The organism is Serratia sp. J2, assembly GCF_046269175.1.
GTDB classification, from domain to species: Bacteria; Pseudomonadota; Gammaproteobacteria; order Enterobacterales; family Enterobacteriaceae; genus Chania; species Chania fonticola_C.
This window is the reverse complement of the sequence record NZ_JBKABN010000018.1, coordinates 21,796-44,157: the sequence shown is the minus strand read 5'-3', so window position 1 is coordinate 44,157 and position 22,362 is coordinate 21,796. Positions and strand designations below refer to the sequence as shown.

The window sequence follows — 22,362 nt, the reverse complement described above, 5'->3', positions numbered from 1 at the left end:
AGCGAGATCACATCAGTGCCGTAAATGCAGTGATATCGAGATAGGAGTAAGGGATGGACATCGAAAAATACCCCGCCCGTAACGACGAGCGGGGGGCAATTCAGCTTACTCGTCGGCGAGGACAAACATGCCGAACGGATGGATTTGCAGGAAATAGCTGTCGCCCGGTTCGGGCTGTAACTGCGTAGCGTTTACCTGCAGCAGCAGCGACTGATCGTGCCAGTTCACCAGCACCTCATACTGAGGCCCCATGTAAGCCACTTTACTGATGGTGCAGCGCTGGCTCGGTTCCCCATGTTGGCTGAGGGTAATCGCTTCCGGGCGCACGCCCACGGTACATTGCTGCAAACTGGGGGCAAACCCTTGCGGGCGCGGCACCGGGTAGCCAAAGATCTCTACGCCGCTGCTGGTTACCTTGGCTGGGAAGATGTTGGCATCGCCCATGAATCCGGCCATAAAGCGCGAGGCCGGGTAACGGTACAGCGTTTGCGGCGCGCCAATCTGCATGATTTCTCCTTTGTTCATCACCAGCACGGTGTCGGAAACCGCAAAGGCTTCGCTTTGATCGTGGGTGACGTAGAGTGAGGTGATGTTGAACTGCTGCTGCAACTCGCGGATCTTCTCACGCATGCTGCGGCGCAGGTTGGCATCCAGGTTACTCAGCGGCTCATCGAACAGCAGCACCTTGGGTTTGAGGATTAGCGCACGTGCCAGAGCGACGCGTTGCTGCTGGCCGCCGGAGATCTGATCGACATAGCGCTCTTCAAACCCCTCCAGATCGACCAGCATCAGGGCTTCACGTACCCGATCGCGGATCTCCGCCTTGGGTCTTCCCAGCATTTTCAGGCCATAGCCGATGTTATCCCCCAGCGACATGTGGGGGAACAGCGCGTAGGACTGGAATACCATGCAGATGTCCCGCTGCTGAATGGAGCGATCGGTCACGTCCTCGCCGTCGATAAAGATCTGCCCGCCACTGGGTTTCTCCAGCCCGGCGACCAGACGTAGGACCGTGGTTTTACCGCAGCCGGAAGGGCCAAGCAGCGTCACCATATCCCCACGGGGGATTGCCAGGCTCAGGTTTTCAATCACGGTGTTGTTGCCAAACCGCTTGGCGACGTTTTTCAGTTCAACAAAGTGCTTTTTATCTTGAATGTCAGACATGTTGTTCATCCTTCTCCGCCGGGTATCAGGCCGCATTCCGGGCTTTGGAACGCGCGACCCGCGCTTCGCCAACCAGGGCATCAAACAGGAAAATAATCGCCAGCATCACTACGATCAGGATCGATCCGTAGGCAATGGCCACGCCATACTCGCCGTCCTCGACCCGGTTAAGGATGTAGGACGTCGCGACGCGCGTATCTGGCGTAACCAGGAAAACAATGGCGCTCACGGTGGTCATGGCACGGACAAAGCTGTAGACCAACGCCGAGAGGATCGCCGGGCGCAGCAAGGGCAGCAGGATATACACTATGGTGCGTAGGGAACCGGCACGCAGGCTGAGAGAGGCCTCATCCAGCGACTTGTCCAGTTGCCCCAAACCTGCGATACCCGCGCGGATCCCCACCGGCACGTTGCGCATCACCATCGAAATGATCACGATGGCTGCCGTTCCGGTCAGGTAAACCGGCGCGCTGTTAAACGCCAGAATGTAGGAAACACCGGCCACGGTTCCTGGCACCGCGAAACACAGCATGGTGCTGAACTCGATCACCTTCTTGCCTTGGAATTGCTGGCGTACCACGATGTAGGCAATCAGCAGGCCGAAAATGGCAGTGATCGGTGCGGCAATCCCGGCATACAGCAAGGTATCAATCAGGGAAGGCCATGCGCCGTCGCTGAAGCCTTGGCCGAACAGTTTGCTGAAGTTATCCAGCGTCAGCGTGTAGTCCACGCCCCAGTTAACGGTAAAGCTGCCGTAGAAAATGCTGCCGTACAGCAAGATGTTGAAGGCGATCCAGACATACAGCATCAGTGAGACGCCCCACACCAGCGTCACCGGCAGCGGCTGAACGTCGCCGTGGTTGGATTTGCCGGAAATGGTCACGTAGGAACGCTTGCCGATCCACATGTATTGCACGCAGAACACCAGCAGTGAGAACATCAGCAGCACCACGCCCAGCGTACTGGCTGCCTGATAATCAAGCTGCGCACCGGTAATGTAGAAGTAGATCTGCGTGGCCAAAACGTCGAAGTTGCCGCCGAGAACCAAGGGGTTACTGAAGTCCGCCAGCGATTGAACAATGACGATCAGGAACGAGTTGGCCAATGCCGGTTTCAGCAACGGCATAAACACCTGGGTAAAAGTTTGGAAGCGGTTGGCGCGTAACGTGTAGGACGCCTCTTCCAGCGACGGATGGATGGTCTTGATAGCCCCATCGAGGATCATGAATGACATGGGCGTAAAGGCCAATACCTGGGCCAACCAGATCCCGGTAAAGCCGTAGAGCCAGTTGGTATTGGTCAGGCCGAACCAGGTCACCATCAGCTCGGTGATGTAACCGGAGCGGCCCATCATCAGGGTGACGCCCAAGCCAACCACAAACGGCGGTGTGACGATTGGCAGGATCGAGAAGATACGGCCAATCACCGCCGAACGGCGGGCGATACGCGTGGTATAAATCGCCAGCACCATGCCGAAGAAGGTACAGCCAATCCCGACGGCCACGGACAGCAGGAAGGAGTTCCAGATCACCTGCAGGATATGCGCCTGCCCGAGCGTTTGCATAAACGCCAACGGGGCGAAGGCACCGGCCTCATCGGTGAACATTGGGATAAAGATGGCGATGCTGGGGTAAATGATAAACAGCACGATCAGGGCGATCACTGCCACCAGCGAACCGAGTACGAAGCGATCGCCACCCAGCCATTCCAGCCTTGAGAGCGCAAGGGTGATCACTGCGCCCATTGCCACCAGCAGCGGCAAGGTAGCGAACCCCATCCCGGTACCGGTCGCGGCGGCGCTGATAAATACTAATAACCCACAGGCCAGGGCGTAACCGGCATCAAACAGGTGGCGGTTGCGTTGCTCGCGGCCAGTGGCAATCTGCGGGCGCACAGCCAGCAGCAGCGGGGCGGCAAACCACAGCACAGCCAGGCCTGCATGTGACCATCCGTAGGCCGCCAGCAGCTCTTCGCTGGTCGCCTCCAGCAGCCCGTAGTCCAGGCTGTAGGAAGGCAGTAGGGCGAAACCTGCCAGTGCCAGCAGCAACCAGTAGAAAATGGGATCCCGCCCCTGCGCCGTGCGCAAGGTGATGGTTTCAGACATGATATTCCCCGGAATAAACGAAAATGAAGCGGGCGTAGAGCCTACGCCCGATAGATGCTGGATGGGATCAGTGGCCCATCTTCACGTCGTTAACCCATTTGGTGATCAGCTTTTTACGCATGTCGGAAGCGCCGTAGGTATCCATGTCGTAATCGATCAGTTTCAGTTGATCCAGCTTCAGCGAGTTAGGGGAGGTCTCTGCCGTGGTATTGGTCAGGATCTGGTAAGACTGACCCTTCTTCCAGGAAAGCTCCTGAGCTTCTTTTGACAGTGCCCAATCCACGAACAGCTTGGCGTTTTCCATATTGCGGGCGTTCTTGAGGATGCTGATGCCGCCGATTTCATAGCCAGAACCTTCGCACGGGGAAACCAGAGTCAGAGGGGCACCTTTTTCTTTTTCCAGCGAATAGTCGTGTAGGAAGCCAATGCCGATCGTGGTTTCACCGCGCGCGGCGTTGCGGGCCGGGGCGATGCCAGACTTGGTGTATTGTGAGATATTGCCGTTCAGCTGTTTCAGGTAATCAAAGGCGGCTTCTTCGCCCCACAACTGCGCAAAGGTGGCCAGTGCGGTGTAGGCTGTACCGGAGCTTTGTGGATCGGCGATTTGGATCTCCCCTTTGTAGATCGGGTTGGTCAAATCCTTCCAGCACTTGGGTTCAGGCAGGTTTTTCTCTTTCAGACGATCGGTGTTGACGCCAAAACCGAGAATGCCGATATACACCGCAGAGGAGTAGTTGCCTTTACGTTTGGCCGGATCGCGGAACTGCGGCATGATTTGCGCCAGGTTCGGCGAGGCGTAAGCCTCCAGTAAATCCATTTCGCCAGCCTGCGATTGAGGATCCAGCGTGCCGCCATACCAGACGTCAGCCTGTGGGTTTTTCTTTTCCGCGTCTACCTTGGCCAGGGTGCTGCCAGAGCCGTTGCGGATAAAGCTGGTCTTGACGTCGTATTTCTCCCCGAAGACTTTGGCTTCTTCCTCGCACATGGCGTTGGTGGCGCTGCAATAGATCACCAGACGGCCTTTGGCCTGCACGGTTCCGGCCAGGGCAGTCAGCGCCAGCGTGGTGGCCAGCAGGGTGTTGAGAGGTGTCAATTTCATGGTGTTGTCCTTTTTGTTGTTGTCTTTGTAGGGTAAAGCAAACCAATTTCCCCTCACCCCAACCCTCTCCCACAGGGAGAGGGAGCTGATCCGGTGTTGCTATTGGGGGCGAGGATCAATCTGTGGCATTTTTTTCCTCTGGCTCCAGTCCCTCCGATCTGACGTCAGACGCAGAAGATAATATGTTGCACATTCGGTCCCCTCACCTTGTGGGAGAGGGTTAGGGTGAGGGGGATTGCACCGACTAAAACCCCTCATCACCGTGTAAAAATCATGTCTTACTGTTGCCGTATCTGCCCGGCCATCAACAGCGGCATCAACAGCAGGCCGACGCAGGTGGCCGCCAGTGCCAGCAGGGCAAAAAAGCCATACCAGCCGTAATGCTGTAACACCTGCGCCAGCGGCCAACCGGCCAACGCGGCTCCCAGGTAGGCGAACAGACCAAGAAACCCGGTCACGGTACCGGCAGCGTCCTTGTGGCAGTGCTCCGTGGCGGCCAGCCCGATCAGCATCTGCGGCCCAAACACAAAAAAGCCGAGGCCGAAAAAGCAGGCTGAAAGCAGCCCGTAATGGTGCAGCGGGGCCAGCCACAGAGCGGTCGTCGTCACAAACAATCCGATGGAGAACAGCAGGATCATCGGTGCTCGCAGGCCGCGAAACAGCAGATCCGATCCCCAACCGGCAAACAGCGCGCCAAACAGCCCACCCAGTTCAAACAGTGACAACGTGGCGTTGGCCTTCATCAGATTGACGCCGTGGCTCTCCGCCAGCCAGATGTTGCCCCAATCGTTCAGCGCAATACGTATCAGGTACACCAGGATGTAGGACACACCGAGCAACCAGATGGTCGGATTGCGCAATATGGTGTCAAACAACATCCGCCGCATCGGCATCGCGGGGCTTTGCTGCTCTTGCCACAGCTCCAGCGGATCGCGTCGCCAGTGGCCTACGCTGGGTAATCCTTGCTGCTGCGGTTTGCCGCACAGTTGCCAGCACAACCACAGCCCAATCAGCATCCCGATGGCTCCCGGCAGCAACAGCGCAGCTTGCCAACCGTAGTGCGAAGCCATATATCCGGACAGCAATGGCACGGCCGCACCGCCCAGGCTGATCGAAGTATTCCAGGTGCCCCACCAGAAGCCACGCTCGTTGCGCGAATACCAACTGGTGAGCATCTTGGCGCAGGGCGGCCAGCCCCAGCCCTGAAAGAAACCGTTTAACGTCCAGACCACCAGCAACGCCGTCAGCGAATGGCAAAAGGCAAACACGATGTTCAGCACGCCGGTGATAAATAGCCCGACGCCCATAAACCAGCGCGCCTGACTGCGATCGCTGACGATGCCGGAGACAAACTTCGAGCCGCCGTAGGCCAGGTAAAACAGCGTACCCAGCAGACCGATATCCCCTTTGTCCAACCCCAGTTCGAGCTGCATCACCGGCATCGCATAGCTGACGCTTTTGCGTGTCAGATAAAATGCGCCGTAGCCGACGATCATCGAAAACATCAGGCGTGGTCGCCAGTAGCGGTAACGTGCGCTGATTTGCTCTGCGGTTAACGTGGCCGATGCCATGAGGTCCTCCAGACAGTGAGAGCAGTGTAGGGTGCTGAAAATAGAATTGGATGAGACAAGGTTTTAGGCACCTAAGACTAAGTCCTAGTCAGACGGGGTTTTTGTTCAGTTTTGTGGGCAGGTTAACAATTATGCGCGTGCCATTACGCCGATGGAGCCGCCAATCGCCCCCCAGTGCGCGCACCCGCTCTTCGATACCGCGCAGGCCAAAACCGCTGGTGGGTTGCAACGGCATGCCCTGGCCGTCGTCACGGACTTCCAGGGTGATCGTTTGGTGGGTTTGCGTCAGGCTTAAATGCACATGACTGGCGCAGGCATGTTTGCTGATGTTATTGAGCAACTCCTGTGCCACGCGGTAGAGGGTAAATACCAGGGTTTCATCATCTGGCGTGGCTGGCAGGCGGTAATCCAGCTGGAAGCTGATCCCCTGTTCGGCAAAGGAAAACTCATCGGCCAGGTGGTGCAGGGCTTTGTCCAGCTCCATCTCTTCCAACACCGGTGGGCGCAGTTGCCGTAGCAGGGTGCGGGTCGTGTGGTGGATGCGTTGTGACAACGAATCAATCTGCTCCGCGGCCAGGCGGGTGGCTGGGGCGGTGGCGCTGCGGTTCACCAACATCGCCTGGATCTGAATGGCGGTAATATTCTGGCCGATTTCATCATGTAACTCGCGTGCGATGGCTTTGCGCACCTCTTCTTCGGTACCCACCAGCCGCTCCATCAGGTGTCTTTTAGCCGCCAGCTCTTGTTCCAACTGCTGGCGATAGCGCTGTAGCTTTTGCGCCAATTGCTGCTGACGGCTGATGGCAATCCCCAACCCAATCCCCAACAGCGCCTGGGTAGAAAGGAATAGCTCCAACTCTTGCAGATCCTGAAACGCGCCACCGGCCTGGCGAGTGAGGGTGATCATCACGCTGCCAAACAGCGCCGCCAGTACGCCCCCTTGCCAGCCAAAGCGATAAGCCATAAACACGTTGGGCAGAAAGATAAAGATCAACAGCAACCGCTCCATCTCCGGGGCGATCGCCAGTTGCACGCAAATCCCCATGGTGAGAAACAGCGAACACCACAGCAGTAGCGAGGTGCGTAGCTGTGGTGTTGAGGGGCGCGGAACGGGCATCGACGTCACCAGTTGCTGGCGCAGGTAGGTATAAATCAGATAGACGAAAGGCACCAGCAGCACGCCGCCGGTAAAGCTGGTCAGCAAGGTTTGGCTGATACTGGATGGCAGCCAGATCCCCGCCAATAACCCACACAGCAGCGCATTGGCAGCGATGGCCGCCAGCAATAGCGATAGCCGTTGCCAGTACAGGTGATAGCGATACCACAGCCGCTGAGTGGCCCAGGCTGGTAGCAGGCTTAACAACGGCAGCAACAGCACCGAGCGATCGCTCAGCAATTGCTGGTCATGCAGCCATAACAGCGTGGCGGCTTCCGCCAGTAACAGCGTGAGCCAGTAACGCCGGGGTAGCAGGATCAGCAGCGCCAGCCGCAGCCCTTGAGGAAACAGCAGTACGGCCTGTTGACCGTTATGGCTCAGGTGCAGGCTAATGGTCCACAGGGCCAGCCAACTGAGGGCAAAAAACAGCGCCAGAAACAGCGAAAGCGCCAGGCGGCGCACCATTGGCGGCACCGGTTAACTCCCGGCAAGCAGTTGATGTTGCAGTGCGAAATGCACCAGTTCCACGGTCGTGTCGCAATGCAGCTTGCCGAGGATATTGGCGCGGTGCACCTGTACGGTCTTATGGCTTAAGGTCAACTGTTGGGCGATGGTTTTGACACTCAGGCCGTTGACCAGCAGATCGAAGATCTCTTTTTCGCGCGGGGTGAGTACCTGCAATTCTTTTGGTGGCTGCGGAGTATGGCGCAGTGCCCGTAAGGCATCCGCGCACAGGTAAAGCCCGCCGCTGCTGACGGCGCGCACCGCCTGCACCAATTCATGGGGGCCACAGCGTTTGGTGAGATAACCACCGGCCCCGGCATCAATCGCGCTTTGCACGAAGGCATTGGTGTCATAGATGCTGAGAATGATGGCGCGAAAGGTGGGGCGCTGTTGGCGTAAACGCTGGAGCAGGCTGAGGCCGCTTTCATCCGGCATGGCGATATCCAGCACCGCCACGTCGATAGGATCGCGCAGTAAGTGTGGCCATGCCTGTGCCGCCGAGTCGAACTGGCCGACGATACGGATATCCTCTTCCAACGACAGTAACTGGGCAAATCCGGAACGAACCACCACGTGGTCGTCTATCAGCGCAACGTTAATCATAAGCCTGTAACAAAGTGTGAGATTTTCCGCATCATGCGCAGGAAAACTCTGGCTGGCAACTGTTGCGCTGCAAAATGGAAGGGAGTTAACAGATTGGCATTAAAATGGTCTGCCGCATCGACCCAGAGTATCCCTGTAACCAGCACTGTTATTACCCTCCTGACGGCTATTTTTACGTAATTCGCTTCGTTTCTCCCCTCTGGAGCATGACACCCGTCGCAAACCGGGAAGGTTGCAAGTTTGTCCATATAAATAGCATTCAAAGATATGGGGGAAATCGCTATCGAGGCTGTAGAGTCCCTCTACGGGGATGTTGTGCAGATGTAAAATCGGCATCCCGGTAAATCGTCACTAACAATAAAATATAAATAATACCAATGTGTTACCTCGCTATTAGGCGGTTATGCCTCAACCTACATTAGATCCGGGAGTGTTAGATGAAAAAATTGAGTGTGAAAACGTTATTGGCGGCTAGCCTGTTCAGCATGCTGGTGGGCTCGGGCGGTGCATTGGCGCAAGAAGTGGAAGTCGTCAATATCTCGAAAATCGCCGGAATGCCCTGGTTCAACCGCATGGGTGAAGGTGTGGAACGTGCCGGTAAAGACTTGGGGATCAAGGCCTATCAGGTTGGCCCATCCAGTACCGACGCCCCACAACAGGTTAAGATTATTGAAGATTTAATCGCCAAGAAAGTCAGTGCCATCAGTATTGTGCCGAACGATGCCGATGTCTTGGAGCCCGTATTCAAGAAAGCGCGTGACGCCGGTATCGTGGTATTAACCAACGAATCACCAGGGCAGCCTAGCGCTAACTGGGATATTGAAATTATCGATAACGCCAAATTTGCCGCCGACAACGTGGAAGAAATGGCAAAAGCGATGGGGGGCAAAGGGGGTTATGTCATTTATGTCGGTAGCCTGACCGTGCCGCAACATAACCTGTGGGCAGATTTGTTTGTTAAATATCAGAAAGAGCATTATCCGGAAATGTTTGAAGTGACCAGCCGTATGCCTGTCGCCGAGAGCATTGATGACTCACGCCGCACTACACTGGATCTGATGAAAGCACATAGCGACCTGAAAGGTATTGTGGCCTTCGGTTCACAAGGCCCAATTGGCGCCGGGCGCGCAGTGAAAGAGAAACGCGCGAAAAATAATGTTCACGTGTTCGGCATGATGATCCCCTCTCAGGCAGCCTCGCTGGTTAAAAGCGGAGATATCGCCATGGGCGTCACGTATGACCCAGGTTCTGCCGGTTATGCACTGACTGCCGTTGCTGACAAAGTGCTTAAAGGTGAGAAGATCGAAACAGGCATGGAGATCCCAGGGGTAGGTAAAGCGGAGGTTGATCAGGATAAACACCTGATTCAGTTCCACAATGTATTGCGAGTTACCAAAGACAACGTGGATTCCCTGTATTAATTCCCCCGCATGACCGCAGAGCCGGATATCTTGTTCGGCTCTGCAATCAATGCCCGCCTGGAGTAAGAGGATGTATGCAGCCATTTATTACCCTGGAAAATATCAGTAAAACCTTTTATGGCGTCAAGGCGCTGAATAAGGTGGCCATGACCCTGTTACCGGGTGAGGTACATTGCCTCGCTGGGCAGAACGGTTGTGGCAAATCAACACTGATCAAGATTATCTCCGGTGTTTACCAACCCGATAGGGATGCCGCCATTATTATTGATGGCAAAACCTATTCTACCCTGACGCCTATTGAGTCTGTCCGCCTGGGGATCCAGGTCATTTATCAGGATTTATCATTATTCCCGAACCTGACCGTGGCTGAGAATATCGCCATGAACCATTATCACCATCAGCTGTGGGTGAATAAACGTCAGATGCGGGAGACAGCCGAACGCGTCATTAACAGCATTGATGCCCACCTTAATCTGGACGAATTGGTTGAGAATTTATCTATCGCCCAGAAACAATTAGTCGCTATCTGCCGTGCGCTTGCGCAAGATGCCCGCCTTATTGTGATGGACGAGCCAACCGCGTCGCTGACCCGGCAAGAAGTTAACGGCTTGCTACGGGTGGTGCATGAACTGAAATCACGCAATATCTGCGTGGTATTTGTGAGTCACCGGTTGAGCGAAGTGCTGGAGATTTCAGACCGTATTACCGTGCTGAAAGATGGCCAGTGGGTTGGAACCTACCCCGCTGCTGAAGTGGATAATCAACGGCTGGCCTGGTTGATGACGGATATGAAATTTGATTTTCAGGTGCTACCGCCTTACAGCGCAGCGCGCCCGGTCGTGTTGGCAGTAGAAGCGCTTTCCCGCGGCAACGAATACCAGAATATCTCACTGGCTTTGCATCCTGGCGAAATTGTCGCGCTGGTTGGTTTGCTGGGGTCTGGCCGCACAGAGCTGTGCCTCAGCCTATTTGGTTTAACGAAACCCGAGTCGGGCAGCATTCGTATCAATGATAAGCCAGTGCGGTTCGCCAGTAACCGCGACGCTATTGCCGCCGGTGTGGGTTATGTCTCGGAAGACCGAATGAGCACCGGGCTGATTATGGAGCAATCAATCCGCGACAATATCAGTGCCACGGTATTACACCGGCTTAAAAATGCCTTTCACCTGATGCGGGCCGAGCGAGTCGACACCCTGGTCGAAGACATGGTGAAACACCTGTCGATCAAAATCGGTAATAGCGACTTGCCGGTCAATACGTTATCCGGTGGAAATGCACAGCGCATAGCCATCGCCAAATGGCTGGCAACCGACCCGAAAATACTGATCCTCGACTCGCCGACCGTTGGGGTCGATATCGCCAACAAGGCAGGCATCTATAATATTATCAATGCGTTGGCGGCTCGTGGGATTGCGGTATTAATGGTTTGTGATGAGATTGATGAAGCTTACTTTAATAGCCACCGTATTATGGTTATGCGGTCTGGGCGGCTTGTGCAGGAGTTCTTGCCAAGTAACAGCAGCGAAGCTGCCATTGCGGAGGTAGTCAATGGCTAATCCCCATGTACTCAATAAATCTGATGTAGGAAAAACAGGCTTATTCAATAAAGAGCATCTGAAACGCCATGAAGTTATGTTGGCTTTTACCATATTGATTATTTCGACTTATCTTGCTTTCACCAGCCCAGAATTTCTGACGCTCGCCAATATTTATGACTTGATAAATAACTACGCCATGCTAACTATTTTGGCGTGTGGTTTTTTTATCGTTTTGATTTCTGGCGGTATTGACATTTCATTCCCGGCAATGACCATTATCTCGCAATATGTCATGGTGACATTCATTGTGAAGTTTGGTGGTAATTTCCCGGTGGCTTTCGCACTGGCGGGAGGCATCGGCTTGTTGCTGGGGGTGATCAATGCGCTATTGGTTAATCGCCTGCGGGTGCCGTCCATCATTATTACCATTTCCACGCTGAATATCTTCTACGGATTGCTGCTGTATCTCAGCCGGGGTGTCTGGCTGTATACCTATCCAGAATGGTTCGAACATGGGCCTATGCTGTTCTCTTTCACCGCCGCTGATGGCTATGACTATGGCCTTTCTCTGCCCATTTTGACCTTGCTGGCGACGATTATCGTCACTGCCTTGGTGATGACTCGCACCAGCATTGGCCGGCAAATTTATGCGTTGGGCGGTAATCAGGAAGCGGCATCCCGCATGGGGTTCAGCATTGTTAAGCTGCAACTGTTTGTTTATGGCTATATGGGGTTTTTATCCGGTATTGCCGGTGTGGTGCAGTCTTATACCGTCTTGACGGTGGCACCGGACTCGTTGCTCGGTTATGAACTCACCGTGCTGGCGGCGGTGGTGCTGGGCGGGACCAGTATTGTCGGCGGGCGGGGTACCCTAACCGGTACTCTGCTCGGGGTGATCTTGCTGGCAATACTACAAAATGGTTTGAATTTACTGGGTATTTCGTCGTACTGGCATAGCGTGGTGATCGGTCTGGTGATCGTCATCAGCATCAGTGTGACAGCCTGGGGCCAACGTCATAAGGTAGGGATATAACCATGTCGAAAACAACTCAACGTGATCATACCGAGCGCTGGTTAGTGGCACTGTTGGTGCTGGTGGCGGGCGTGTTCAGTGTGCTGATCCCACAGGTATTCTGGTCTGCGGCCAATTTTCAATCCATCGCCTCACAGATCCCCGTCGCGGGGATATTGACGCTGGCGATGGCGATCACCATGCTGACCGGTGGCATCAACTTATCCATTATTGCCACTGCGAACGCCAGTGCGTTGGTGATGGCCTGGGTGTGTACCCATCTTGAGCCAACGTTCAGTTCATTGATAGTGATGCTGTTGGCGGGAGGGTCGGTTGCCTTGGCGGTGGGGATCATCAATGGGGTGCTTATCTCGGTGGTTCGGGTATCCCCAATTCTGGCGACACTGGGCATCATGACCTTGCTCAAAGGGGTGAACGTGCTGATCTCAAAAGGTTCGGCGATTTCTAACTTTCCGAGCTATGTACTGGCATTGGATCGCAGCTATTTCCTCGGGGTTCCAGTCCCGCTTTATCTGTTTGCCGTGGTGGCGTTGCTGCTTTGGCTTATGTTGGCCAAAACCCCGCTGGGCCGACAGATATACCTGTCCGGCTCCAACGAAAAAGCCACCTTTTTCTCTGGGATTAATACCCGCCGCACGCTGATTTGGGTCTATGTCATTTCCTCGTTACTGTGTGCCGTCGCGGCGTTGCTGATGATGTCCAAACTCAACTCGGCCAAAGCCTCCTACGGCGAGTCACTGTTGCTTATCACTATCCTGGCGACGGTATTAGGCGGGGTAAATCCTGATGGTGGATTTGGTAAGGTGTTCGGCATTGTGCTAGCGCTGTTCCTGTTGCAAATGCTGGAGAGCGGGCTAAATATCATGGGGGTCAGTAGCTATATCACCATGGCACTGTGGGGATCGCTACTGCTGGCGTTTATCTTTGTCAAAGGGGCAAAAGTCCCGGCATTGCGTTTGTTAAGGCAGAACAAGCCGTTGCAGTGATAGTGCAAGTTCACCAAACTGGTACGACAGCCCCAGGAGCAGCCCACTACATCACTGTATGTTGGGCGCTCCTGCTTAGCCATTGCTTGCAGAGCGATAGATCCGCTGTGGTCTGCCCACTTTTCCGTAAATAATCTCTGCCACTAATTGATCGTTGGCGCTGAAAAACTCCAGATAACGCCGGGCAGTGGTGCGGCTCAGCCCGATCTGTTGTGCCACGCTTTCCGCCGTATGGCGCACTTGCGGATCTTCGAACAGAGCGCGGATCTTCATCAGCGTCAGCTCATCAATGCCGGTGGGCAACGCGGTCTGATCGCCACCGCGGGCGTAGGTATTGAACATCTCATCGATACGGCGTTGGTTGACCCGCGCGGTGTCTTTCAGCGCTTCGCGCCGTTGGCTAAAGCGTTGCAGGGTTTGCGCCAGGCGGTCATAGGCCAGGGGTTTGATCAGGTAATCGAACACGCCATAGCGCAGCGCTTCGGCCACGGTGTCCATATCGCTGGCGGCGGTGATAAACACAATGCCACCGCCGTAGCCTTGTAGCGTCAGCTCGCGCAGCAGTTCTATGCCCTGACCGTCCGGCAGGAAATTATCCAGCAGGATCAGGTCGGGTTTAAAACGTTCGGTCATCGTACGTGCCTGTGCCAGGGTGCCCGCCAGCCAAATCTGCCGGCACCCGCCATTCTGCTTGATGAATTCCGCGTGCATTTCTGCCAACGGCGTTTCATCCTCAACAATCAGAATATTTAGCCATTCCATGTTAATTCCCCGTAGCTTAATTACGCTGCTAATTAAATGTCATCGAGATGGTTATTTAATTAAACACTATGTCGCTAATAAAAACTATAAAAATAATTAAGTAAATAAAAACCATTAAACAACTTATTTACTGCGGGTAGATTGTGAAATAGGTCAATAATCAGAGCGTTATTTGTGTTTAACATGGCGCCATTAAATACCCCGTTCGCGTTATAGACCATTTCAACTTGATGGTTTTTAAGGTTTTTATTACGCCTTGATGTTAACTCTAATGGGATTTTGTATTTCAAATGTTATTGATAAGTTATTTTAGAGAGACTGACATGTTGGGCGATACCGTATTTAATCGGGTGAAAAGATCGGATCACAAAAATATAGCGGCAATTAATGCTTTTTTGCGAAGTAACGATCTGAATATTGATACCACGGTCGAGGTTTTTATCACCGTGACCCAGGGCGAGCAATTGGTTGCCTGCGGAGGTATCGCCGAAAATATTATCAAATGCGTGGCCATCAGCCCGCAAATGCGCGGTGAAGGCTTGGCGTTATCATTGGCGACCGAACTGGTGAATCTGGCCTATGAGCGCCATCACACCCAGCTGTTTATCTACACCAAAGTGCAGAATGAGGCGCTGTTTCGCCAGTGTGGTTTCTACCCGATTGCCAGCGTGCCGGGCATCGTGGTGCTGATGGAAAACAGCCCGTGCCGCCTGAAGCGTTACGCCGCACAACTGGCCAGCGAGCGCCAGCCGGGCGACACCATTGGCAGCATCGTGATGAATGCCAACCCCTTTACCCGCGGCCATCAATATCTGGTGCGGGAAGCTGCCGCCCGCTGTGACTGGCTGCATCTGTTCCTGGTGAAAGAAAACACCTCGCGTTTCCCGTATGAAGATCGCCGCAATCTGGTACTGAAGGGCACCGAGGGGATCACCAATCTGACGGTGCATGAGGGGTCTCAATACGTGATCTCCCGCGCCACTTTCCCTTGCTACTTCATTAAAGAGCAGGGGGTTGCCGACGACTGTTACACCGAAATCGATCTGAAAATTTTCCGCCAGTATCTGGCCCCCGCGTTGGGCATCACGCATCGATTTGTCGGCAACGAACCGTTCTGCGCCGTCACGGCGAAATACAACCGCGACATGCGCTACTGGCTGGAAACTCCGGCGTTGCCTAGCCCACCGATCGATCTGGTGGAAATTGAGCGCTTGCAGTATCAGGGCACGGCGATCTCTGCCTCCTGGGTGCGCAAGCTGCTGGCTGCGGGAGACTTCCATGCCGCCGCGCCTTTGGTGCCGAAAGACACGCTGTACTACCTGCAGGATCTGCAGGCACAGCGCCGGGCCAAGCCAATACCGCAAGAATTTGAGTCCGCACAATCAGGTGAACAATGAAAATAATCCGAGAAGCAATGGCCGGCACGCTGGAATCCAGCGATGTCATGGTCCGTATCGCGCCAGCAGAAGGCCCGGAACACGATCTGCTGATTGCCAGCAGCGTGGAAAAACAGTTCGGCGATGCCATCCGCCACACCCTGTTGCAGGTTTTGCAGCAGTACAACGTGCCGCCGGTGCAGGTGATTGTCGACGATAAAGGCGCACTGGACTGTGTGCTGCGTGCACGGCTGGAAACCGCGCTGATGCGTGCCAGCGAATCCGCCACGTTGCCTTGGGAGGAACGCCGTGAAAACGCTGAATAAACACCGTATGCGCCGCAGCATGCTATTCGTGCCGGGGGCGAATGCCGCCATGGTCAGCAACGCCTTTATCTATCAGGCCGATGCGCTGATGTTCGATCTGGAAGACTCGGTGATCCTGCGTGAGAAAGACGCGGCCCGTCGCCTGGTGTATCACGCACTGCAACACCCGCTGTATCAGGAAGTGGAAACCATTGTGCGCGTTAACGCCTTGGATTCGGCCTATGGCCTGGCGGATCTGCAAGCGGTGGTGCGTGGCGGAGCGGATATCGTCCGTCTGCCAAAAACCGACATCGCGCAGGACGTGGTGGATATGGAGCGTGAAATCGCCGCCATTGAACGTGCCTGTGGGCGTCCGGTCGGCAGCACTGGCCTGCTGGCGGCGATCGAGTCCGCACAGGGCATCACCAACGCGGTGGCGATTGCACAGGCTTCCCCAAGGTTGATTGGGATTGCACTGGGTGCCGAAGACTATGTACGCAATCTGCGTACCGAGCGCTCGCCGGAAGGCATTGAACTGCTGTTTGCCCGTTGCTCACTGTTGCAGGCCGCCCGCGCCGCCGGGATCCAGGCGTTCGATACCGTCTATTCCGATGCCAACAACGAAGCAGGTTTCCTACAGGAAGCGGCGTTGATCAAACAACTCGGCTTTGACGGTAAATCCCTGATTAACCCGCGTCAGATCGAACTGCTGCACAACCTGTATGCCCCAACCGCCAAAGAAGTGGCTCATGCCCAGCGAGTGGTCGATGCGGCAGAAGCGGCAGAAAAAGAGGGGCGTGGCGTGGTTTCGCTGAACGGCAAGATGGTCGATAGCCCGGTGATTGAACGGGCCCGTCTGGTACTGCAACGCGCAGCGCTTTCCGGCGTGCGTGAAGAACCGAACCACAGCGAGGAAGCATGATGAAACGCCAACAACGCCTGATGACCTTGAACAATCACGCCGAGATGCGGCTTTATCAGGAAGCCTCCAAGGCCAACCTGCAGGCGCGTAAACCGCGCGATCTCAAACGCTGCGAGTCGCTGGAAGTGGCGATCCGCCGCAGCGGCCTGCAGGACGGCATGACCATCTCTTTCCACCACGCATTCCGTGGTGGCGATCTGGCCCTCAACCAGGTGATGGATGTGCTGGCGAAGATGGGCTTTCGCAACCTGACGCTGGCCTCCAGTTCATTGACCGATTGCCATGCGCCGCTGGTCGGTCATATCCGCAATGGTGTGGTGAGCCGTATTTATACCTCCGGCCTGCGTGGGCCTTTGGCGGACGCCATTTCGCGCGGCTTGTTGAAAGAGCCGGTGCAGGTTCACTCGCACGGTGGCCGGGTCAACCTGGTCGAGTCGGGTGAGTTGCAGATCGACGTAGCCTTCCTCGGGGTGCCTACCTGCGATGAGTTCGGCAATGCCAATGGCTACACCGGCGATGCCTGTTGCGGTTCGCTCGGCTATGCCAAGGTGGATGCCGCCGCGGCCCGTAGCGTAGTGCTATTAACCGAAGCTATCGTGCCTTATCCGCATCATCCCGCCAGTCTGGCACAGGATCAGGTCGATCTGATCGTGCAGTTGGAGCGAGTAGGGGATGCGGACAAGATCGGTGCCGATGCCACGCGTATGACCTCCAACCCGCGTGAGCTGCTGATTGCCCGCCGTGCTGCCGAGGTGATCGTTGACTCAGGTTACTTCACCGAAGATTTTTCCTTGCAGACCGGCACCGGCGGCGCTTCGCTGGCCGTAACGCGCTTCCTGGAAGACAAAATGCGTGCCCGTGGCGTCCGCGCCGGTTTTGCGCTGGGCGGCATCACTTCCACCATGGTGGATCTGCATGAGAAAGGCCTGATCGGCAAACTGCTGGACGTGCAGAGCTTTGACCGCGCGGCGGCCATGTCATTGGCTCGCAACCCAAACCATATCGAGATCAGCGCCAATCAATACGCCAACTTCAGCTCCAAGGGCGCGTCGGTTGATCGCCTGGACGTAGTGGTGCTGAGTGCGTTGGAAATTGACACCGGCTTTAACGTCAACGTGCTGACCGGGTCCGACGGGGTGATCCGTGGCGCTTCAGGTGGCCACTGTGATACCGCAGCGGCGGCGCGGTTGGCAATTATTGTCGCGCCGTTGGTGCGTGGTCGTATTCCTACGCTGGTTGAGCAGGTGACTACCTGCGTGACGCCGGGTTCCAGCATCGACATTCTGGTGACCGACCACGGTATTGCCGTTAACCCGGCCCGCCCAGAGTTGGCGCAGAGGTTACGCGATGCTGGTCTGCAGGTGGTCACCATCGAATGGCTACGTGAGCGTGCGCTGGTACTGACCGGCGAACCGAAACCGATCGCCTTTACCGATAACGTGGTGGCCGTGGTGCGCTATCGCGACGGTTCGGTGATTGACGTCGTACATCAGGTCGCGGAGTAACGTCATGGCTTACATCTCCCCCGAATTGGCCGCCAGCCGCGCCGTAAGTTTGCCCGAACTGCTTTCCAGCCGTGAATGCCGGCAGGCACGGCAACAGGCGTGGCTGGCGCGCCATCCTACCGCCACGCTGGTGGTGCTCACTCTGGTGGTGCCGGGGGCGGTGAAAGACAGCCCCATGACGCGGCGCGTGTTCAACCTGGGTAGGCAGGCCTTGCAGCAGATGTATCGCCAGCAAGGCTGGCTTTGTTTGCAGCAGAAGACCTTGGGGCTGCCTACTGGCTGCGAAGGCTATCTGGCGCTGCAAGCCGATGCCCGTGCGGTGAAAGAGGCGGCCATTCAGCTGGAAATCCAGCAGCCGATTGGCCGCCTGTGGGATATCGATGTGCTGACCCCGCAAGGGAAGATCCTGTCGCGGCGCGAACTTGGTCTGCCTGAACGCAGCTGTCTGCTGTGCAATCAGCCAGCCAAGATTTGCGCCCGCCAACAGAGCCACAGCACCGAACAACTGCTCAATGCAATGGAAAGGATGCTCAATGATGCACTCCCAGCCTGATTGGCAGCCGACGGTTACAGATCTTTCGCACAGCCAGCGCTTTGCCCGCAACGCCTATCGAGCGCTGTTGGTGGAGGTCAACTTGACGCCGAAACCGGGGTTGGTCGATCGCCACAACAACGGCGCGCATCGCGACATGGATATTGGCCACTTCTACCGCAGCTCGCGGGCGATTGGTCGATGGCTGCCCTATTTTATCCGCCAGGGTATGGCTGATGCCGGTTTGTCCGTCGAGCAGCAGCTTGCGCGCCTGCGCCCATTGGGTATGGCCTGTGAACAACAGATGTTCCGTGCTACCGGCGGCATCAACACCCATAAAGGCAGCGTGTTCTCGCTAGGGCTGTTGTGCTGCGCCTTTGGCCGTTTACAGCAACAACAACGGCAGACTGACGCCCAAAGCCTGTGTGGCGAAGTGGCCCAGATGTGCCGCGGGTTGGTTAGCCGAGAGCTGCAACGCAACAACGCGGGCCAGACGGCAGGGCAACGGTTATTTGCCGAATTTGGCCTGAGCGGTGCCCGTGGTGAGGCTGAATCCGGCTTTCAGCGGGTGATTGGCGGCTCGTTGCCGCTCTATCGCCAGAGGATCGCCAGTGGGTGTGGCGAGCAGGTCGCGCTGCTGGACAGCCTGCTGTGGCTGATGGCGCATAACGATGATACCAACGTCGCCTCGCGGGGCGGCATCAAGGGGCTGCGCTGGTTACAACACTATGCCAGCCAGTTATTGGCACAGGGAGGGGCTGGTGCTGCACAGGGTATTGCCCGTTTGCGGCAGTTCGACGTCGCGTGCATCGCCCGCAATCTCAGCCCCGGCGGCAGTGCCGATTTATTGATAGTCACCTGGCTGTTGGCGCAGTTGCCGCAGACGGGGGCTTAAAAAAATAACGAAGCCTTCAGGAGAAGTGTCCATGTCCGAAACCAAAGAGAAAATCTGGAAAGCGATCGCCCCGTTGGTGGTGCTTGCCGTCCTGTTAATGATACCCACGCCGGAGGGCATGCCACCGCAAGCCTGGCGTTACTTTGCCATCTTTGTGGCGATGATCGTCGGTATGATCCTGGAGCCGATCCCGGCCACGGCGATCAGCTTTATTGCCGTGACCGTCAGCGTGCTCAGTTCCAACTGGGTGCTGTTTGGCGCCGAAGAGCTGGCCAATCCCAGCTTTAAAGCCGGTAAAGAGGCGCTCAAATGGGGGCTGGCCGGATTCTCCAGTACCACCGTCTGGCTGGTGTTTGGGGCCTTTATCTTTGCGCTGGGCTATGAAGCTACCGGGTTAGGGCGACGCATCGCGCTGTTCCTGGTGAAGTTCATGGGCAAACGCACCCTGACGCTGGGCTACGCGGTGGTGATCATCGATATCATGTTGGCGCCGTTTACCCCGTCCAACACCGCGCGTACCGGTGGCACCGTCTTCCCGGTGGTAAAGAACCTGCCACCGCTGTTTGATTCCTTCCCGAACGATCCTTCTTCGCGCCGCATCGGTGGTTACCTGATGTGGATGATGGTGGTGGGGACCAGCATCAGCTCCTCCATGTTTGTGACCGGTGCGGCACCTAACGTGTTGGGCATCGAGTTCGTCAACAAGATTGCCGGGATCAATATCACCTGGATGCAATGGTTCCTGGCCTTCCTGCCGGTTGGGTTGCTGCTGCTGATCGTTGCGCCGTTGATTTCCTACTACCTGTACAAGCCAGGCGTTACCCACAGCGATGAAGTGGCTGGCTGGGCCAATACGGCACTGGGGGAGATGGGGAAACTGACCCGCAAAGAATATACCCTGATCGGCCTGGTGTTACTCAGCCTGTGTCTGTGGGTGTTCGGCGGTAAAATTTTGGATGCGACAACGGTGTGCTTGCTGGCGGTATCGCTGATGCTTGCCCTGCACGTGGTCAGTTGGAAAGACATCACCAAATACTCCAGCGCCTGGAATACCCTGGTTAACCTGGCAACGTTGGTGGTGATGGCCAGTGGCCTGAGCCGCTCCGGCTTTATCGATTGGTTTGCCACCACCATGAGCACCCATCTGGACGGTTTCTCACCGAAGATGACGGTCGTTCTGCTGGTGTTGGTGTTCTACTACGCGCACTACCTGTTTGCCAGCCTGTCGGCCCACACCGCGACCATGCTGCCGATGATCCTGGCGGTAGGTAAAGGCTTGCCAGGCGTGCCGATGGAGCACCTTTCCATCCTGCTGGTGCTGTCTATCGGTATCATGGGGGTATTGACCCCGTATGCCACTGGCCCAGGGGTGATCATCTATGGCTGCGGCTATGTGAAGTCGAAAGATTACTGGCGTCTTGGCGGTATCCTTGGCGTGGTGTATATCGCGGCGCTGCTGTTGATCGGCTGGCCAATTCTTAGCCTGTGGTATTAAGTTAATCGGCGGCCATCCACGGATGGCCGCTGTTGCATTCCCTTCCCCCGTGACGCCCGTCACACACTTTCATGTCGAACGCCGTCATTATACAAATCCAACGTTAACCTATTCAAAATAATCATATTTAGGGAGCCTCTGCGGATGAGAAAAAAAACGTTATTACTTTGCCTGCCTTTGCTGTTTAGCGGCACCGCCTTTGCCGAGAACGACGGTTATCAACTGGAACAGGTGCTGGTGATGAGCCGCCATAACCTGCGCGCGCCGCTGGCGAACAACGGCAGCGTGCTGGCCCAGTCCACGCCGAAAGCCTGGCCACAGTGGGATACGCCAGGTGGCTTGCTGACTACCAAGGGCGGCGTGCTGGAAGTGTATATGGGCCACTATTTCAACGCGTGGCTCAAGCAGGCGGGCATTTTGCCGCAAGAAGGTTGCCCAGCCGCTGACAGCGTTTACGTGTATGCCAACAGCCTGCAACGCACGGTAGCCACCGCGCAGTTCTTTACCAACGGTGCATTCCCAGGCTGCGATATCAGCGTGCATCATCAGGAGAAAATGGGGGAGATGGATCCTACCTTCAACCCGATTATCACCAACAGCAGCGAAACCTTTAACCAGCAGGCGTTGAGCGCCATGAATGCCGAGCTGGCATCGCTGAAGCTGGACGCCTCCTACAAACAGCTCGAGCAGATCATCGACTACAAAGACTCCCCCGCCTGCAAGATTGACAAGCAGTGCAACCTGGCCACTGAACCGAACAAAATGAGCGCGGTGCCGGGGAAAGAGCCAGGCGTTTCTGGCCCGCTGAAAGTGGGTAACTCGTTGGTGGATGCCTTTATGCTGCAGTATTACGAAGGCTTCCCGATGAAAGACGTAGCCTGGGGCAAGATTGTGACGCCGCACCAGTGGCAGCAGTTGGCCAAGCTGAAAGATGGCTATCAGGATTCGCTGTTCACTTCGCCGGTCGTCGCCCAGAACGTTGCCAAACCGCTGCTGACCTACATCAATTCGGCGCTGATTAGTGAGCGCAAGGCGGATTCACCGAAGCTGACCGTGCTGGTGGGGCATGATTCCAACATTGCTTCCTTGCTGTCAGCGATGAAGTTCAAGCCGTATGAGCTGCCGAAGCAGTATGAGAAGACCCCAATTGGCGGCAAGCTGGTGTTCCAACGTTGGCACGATGGCAAAGACGATCGCGATCTGTTGAAGATTGAGTATGTCTACCAATCAACCGAACAGTTGCGTAATGCCGAACCACTGACGCTGAGTACCCCTCCGCAGCGCGTCACACTGGCGCTGGAAGGCTGCCCGGTCGATAAAGACGGCTTCTGTGCCTGGAGCGACTTTGAAAAAACCATGAAGGACGTCCTGCATTAACAGTGCTGCCGGGG

Annotated in this window: 19 protein-coding genes; 12 read left to right on the top strand and 7 right to left on the bottom strand. The window is 55.9% G+C overall.

What is annotated here, in order from left to right:
• Positions 1 to 105 precede the first annotated feature (105 nt).
• The 6 genes from fbpC to ACKWMY_RS18325 form a co-directional block, all read right to left on the bottom strand.
• Positions 106 to 1,164: a ferric ABC transporter ATP-binding protein gene (gene fbpC, locus ACKWMY_RS18350; protein ID WP_409486780.1), complete on the bottom strand. Its 1,059-nt coding sequence runs from the start codon at positions 1,162 to 1,164 to the stop codon at positions 106 to 108.
• 25 nt (positions 1,165 to 1,189) lie between these two features.
• Positions 1,190 to 3,268, bottom strand: a complete 2,079-nt coding sequence (locus ACKWMY_RS18345; protein WP_024528122.1) for an ABC transporter permease — start codon at positions 3,266 to 3,268, stop codon at positions 1,190 to 1,192.
• Between the two features lie 67 nt (positions 3,269 to 3,335).
• Positions 3,336 to 4,367 (bottom strand): ABC transporter substrate-binding protein, encoded by a 1,032-nt coding sequence (locus ACKWMY_RS18340; RefSeq protein WP_024528123.1) that lies wholly within the window; start codon positions 4,365 to 4,367, stop codon positions 3,336 to 3,338.
• 278 nt (positions 4,368 to 4,645) lie between these two features.
• Entirely contained in the window at positions 4,646 to 5,938 is a 1,293-nt protein-coding gene (uhpC, locus tag ACKWMY_RS18335) for an MFS transporter family glucose-6-phosphate receptor UhpC (protein ID WP_024528124.1), read from the bottom strand.
• 88 nt (positions 5,939 to 6,026) lie between these two features.
• Positions 6,027 to 7,559 carry an MASE1 domain-containing protein gene (locus ACKWMY_RS18330; RefSeq protein WP_186579460.1) on the bottom strand — a complete coding sequence of 511 codons (1,533 nt, stop codon included), beginning with the start codon at positions 7,557 to 7,559 and terminating at the stop codon, positions 6,027 to 6,029.
• A gap of 12 nt (positions 7,560 to 7,571) precedes the next feature.
• Positions 7,572 to 8,201 (bottom strand): response regulator transcription factor, encoded by a 630-nt coding sequence (locus tag ACKWMY_RS18325; RefSeq protein ID WP_021805795.1) that lies wholly within the window; start codon positions 8,199 to 8,201, stop codon positions 7,572 to 7,574.
• A gap of 485 nt (positions 8,202 to 8,686) precedes the next feature.
• On the opposite strand from ACKWMY_RS18325, the gene ACKWMY_RS18320 reads away from it, so the two are divergent.
• The 4 genes from ACKWMY_RS18320 (at position 8,687) to ACKWMY_RS18305 (ending at position 13,179) form a co-directional block, all read left to right on the top strand.
• Positions 8,687 to 9,622, top strand: a complete 936-nt coding sequence (locus ACKWMY_RS18320; protein ID WP_226906712.1) for an autoinducer 2 ABC transporter substrate-binding protein — start codon at positions 8,687 to 8,689, stop codon at positions 9,620 to 9,622.
• A gap of 74 nt (positions 9,623 to 9,696) precedes the next feature.
• Positions 9,697 to 11,178 (top strand): sugar ABC transporter ATP-binding protein, encoded by a 1,482-nt coding sequence (locus ACKWMY_RS18315; RefSeq protein ID WP_409486779.1) that lies wholly within the window; start codon positions 9,697 to 9,699, stop codon positions 11,176 to 11,178.
• A gap of 76 nt (positions 11,179 to 11,254) precedes the next feature.
• Positions 11,255 to 12,193, top strand: a complete 939-nt coding sequence (locus ACKWMY_RS18310) for an ABC transporter permease (RefSeq protein WP_029711009.1) — start codon at positions 11,255 to 11,257, stop codon at positions 12,191 to 12,193.
• Positions 12,194 to 12,195: 2 nt separating this feature from the next.
• Entirely contained in the window at positions 12,196 to 13,179 is a 984-nt protein-coding gene (locus tag ACKWMY_RS18305; RefSeq protein ID WP_309046795.1) for an ABC transporter permease, read from the top strand.
• Between the two features lie 75 nt (positions 13,180 to 13,254).
• Here the strand turns inward: ACKWMY_RS18305 and dpiA are convergent, their stop codons facing one another.
• Complete coding sequence (gene dpiA / locus ACKWMY_RS18300; protein ID WP_024528132.1) at positions 13,255 to 13,941, bottom strand: two-component response regulator DpiA; 687 nt, start codon at positions 13,939 to 13,941, stop codon at positions 13,255 to 13,257.
• A gap of 323 nt (positions 13,942 to 14,264) precedes the next feature.
• Here dpiA and citC point away from each other — a divergent pair, with 323 nt between their 5' ends.
• The 8 genes from citC (at position 14,265) to agp (ending at position 22,348) form a co-directional block, all read left to right on the top strand.
• Positions 14,265 to 15,338 carry a [citrate (pro-3S)-lyase] ligase gene (citC, locus tag ACKWMY_RS18295; RefSeq protein ID WP_308870723.1) on the top strand — a complete coding sequence of 358 codons (1,074 nt, stop codon included), beginning with the start codon at positions 14,265 to 14,267 and terminating at the stop codon, positions 15,336 to 15,338.
• Complete coding sequence (citD, locus tag ACKWMY_RS18290) at positions 15,335 to 15,643, top strand: citrate lyase acyl carrier protein (protein WP_409486778.1); 309 nt, start codon at positions 15,335 to 15,337, stop codon at positions 15,641 to 15,643. Before citC ends, citD begins: the two co-directional genes overlap by 4 nt.
• 7 nt (positions 15,644 to 15,650) lie before the next feature.
• A complete protein-coding gene (gene citE, locus ACKWMY_RS18285; RefSeq protein WP_409486806.1) occupies positions 15,651 to 16,544 on the top strand; it encodes a citrate (pro-3S)-lyase subunit beta in 894 nt (297 codons plus the stop codon).
• Positions 16,544 to 18,049 (top strand): citrate lyase subunit alpha, encoded by a 1,506-nt coding sequence (gene citF / locus ACKWMY_RS18280; RefSeq protein WP_409486805.1) that lies wholly within the window; start codon positions 16,544 to 16,546, stop codon positions 18,047 to 18,049. The genes citE and citF overlap by 1 nt, the downstream gene beginning before the upstream one ends.
• Before the next feature lie 4 nt (positions 18,050 to 18,053).
• Complete coding sequence (gene citX / locus ACKWMY_RS18275; protein ID WP_024528136.1) at positions 18,054 to 18,602, top strand: citrate lyase holo-[acyl-carrier protein] synthase; 549 nt, start codon at positions 18,054 to 18,056, stop codon at positions 18,600 to 18,602.
• Positions 18,583 to 19,476 (top strand): triphosphoribosyl-dephospho-CoA synthase CitG, encoded by an 894-nt coding sequence (citG, locus tag ACKWMY_RS18270; protein WP_074031945.1) that lies wholly within the window; start codon positions 18,583 to 18,585, stop codon positions 19,474 to 19,476. The genes citX and citG overlap by 20 nt, the downstream gene beginning before the upstream one ends.
• Positions 19,477 to 19,507: 31 nt before the next feature.
• Positions 19,508 to 20,971, top strand: a complete 1,464-nt coding sequence (locus ACKWMY_RS18265) for an anion permease (RefSeq protein ID WP_024528138.1) — start codon at positions 19,508 to 19,510, stop codon at positions 20,969 to 20,971.
• Positions 20,972 to 21,115: 144 nt separating this feature from the next.
• Positions 21,116 to 22,348 (top strand): bifunctional glucose-1-phosphatase/inositol phosphatase, encoded by a 1,233-nt coding sequence (agp, locus tag ACKWMY_RS18260; RefSeq protein ID WP_074031946.1) that lies wholly within the window; start codon positions 21,116 to 21,118, stop codon positions 22,346 to 22,348.
• Positions 22,349 to 22,362: the final 14 nt, after the last annotated feature.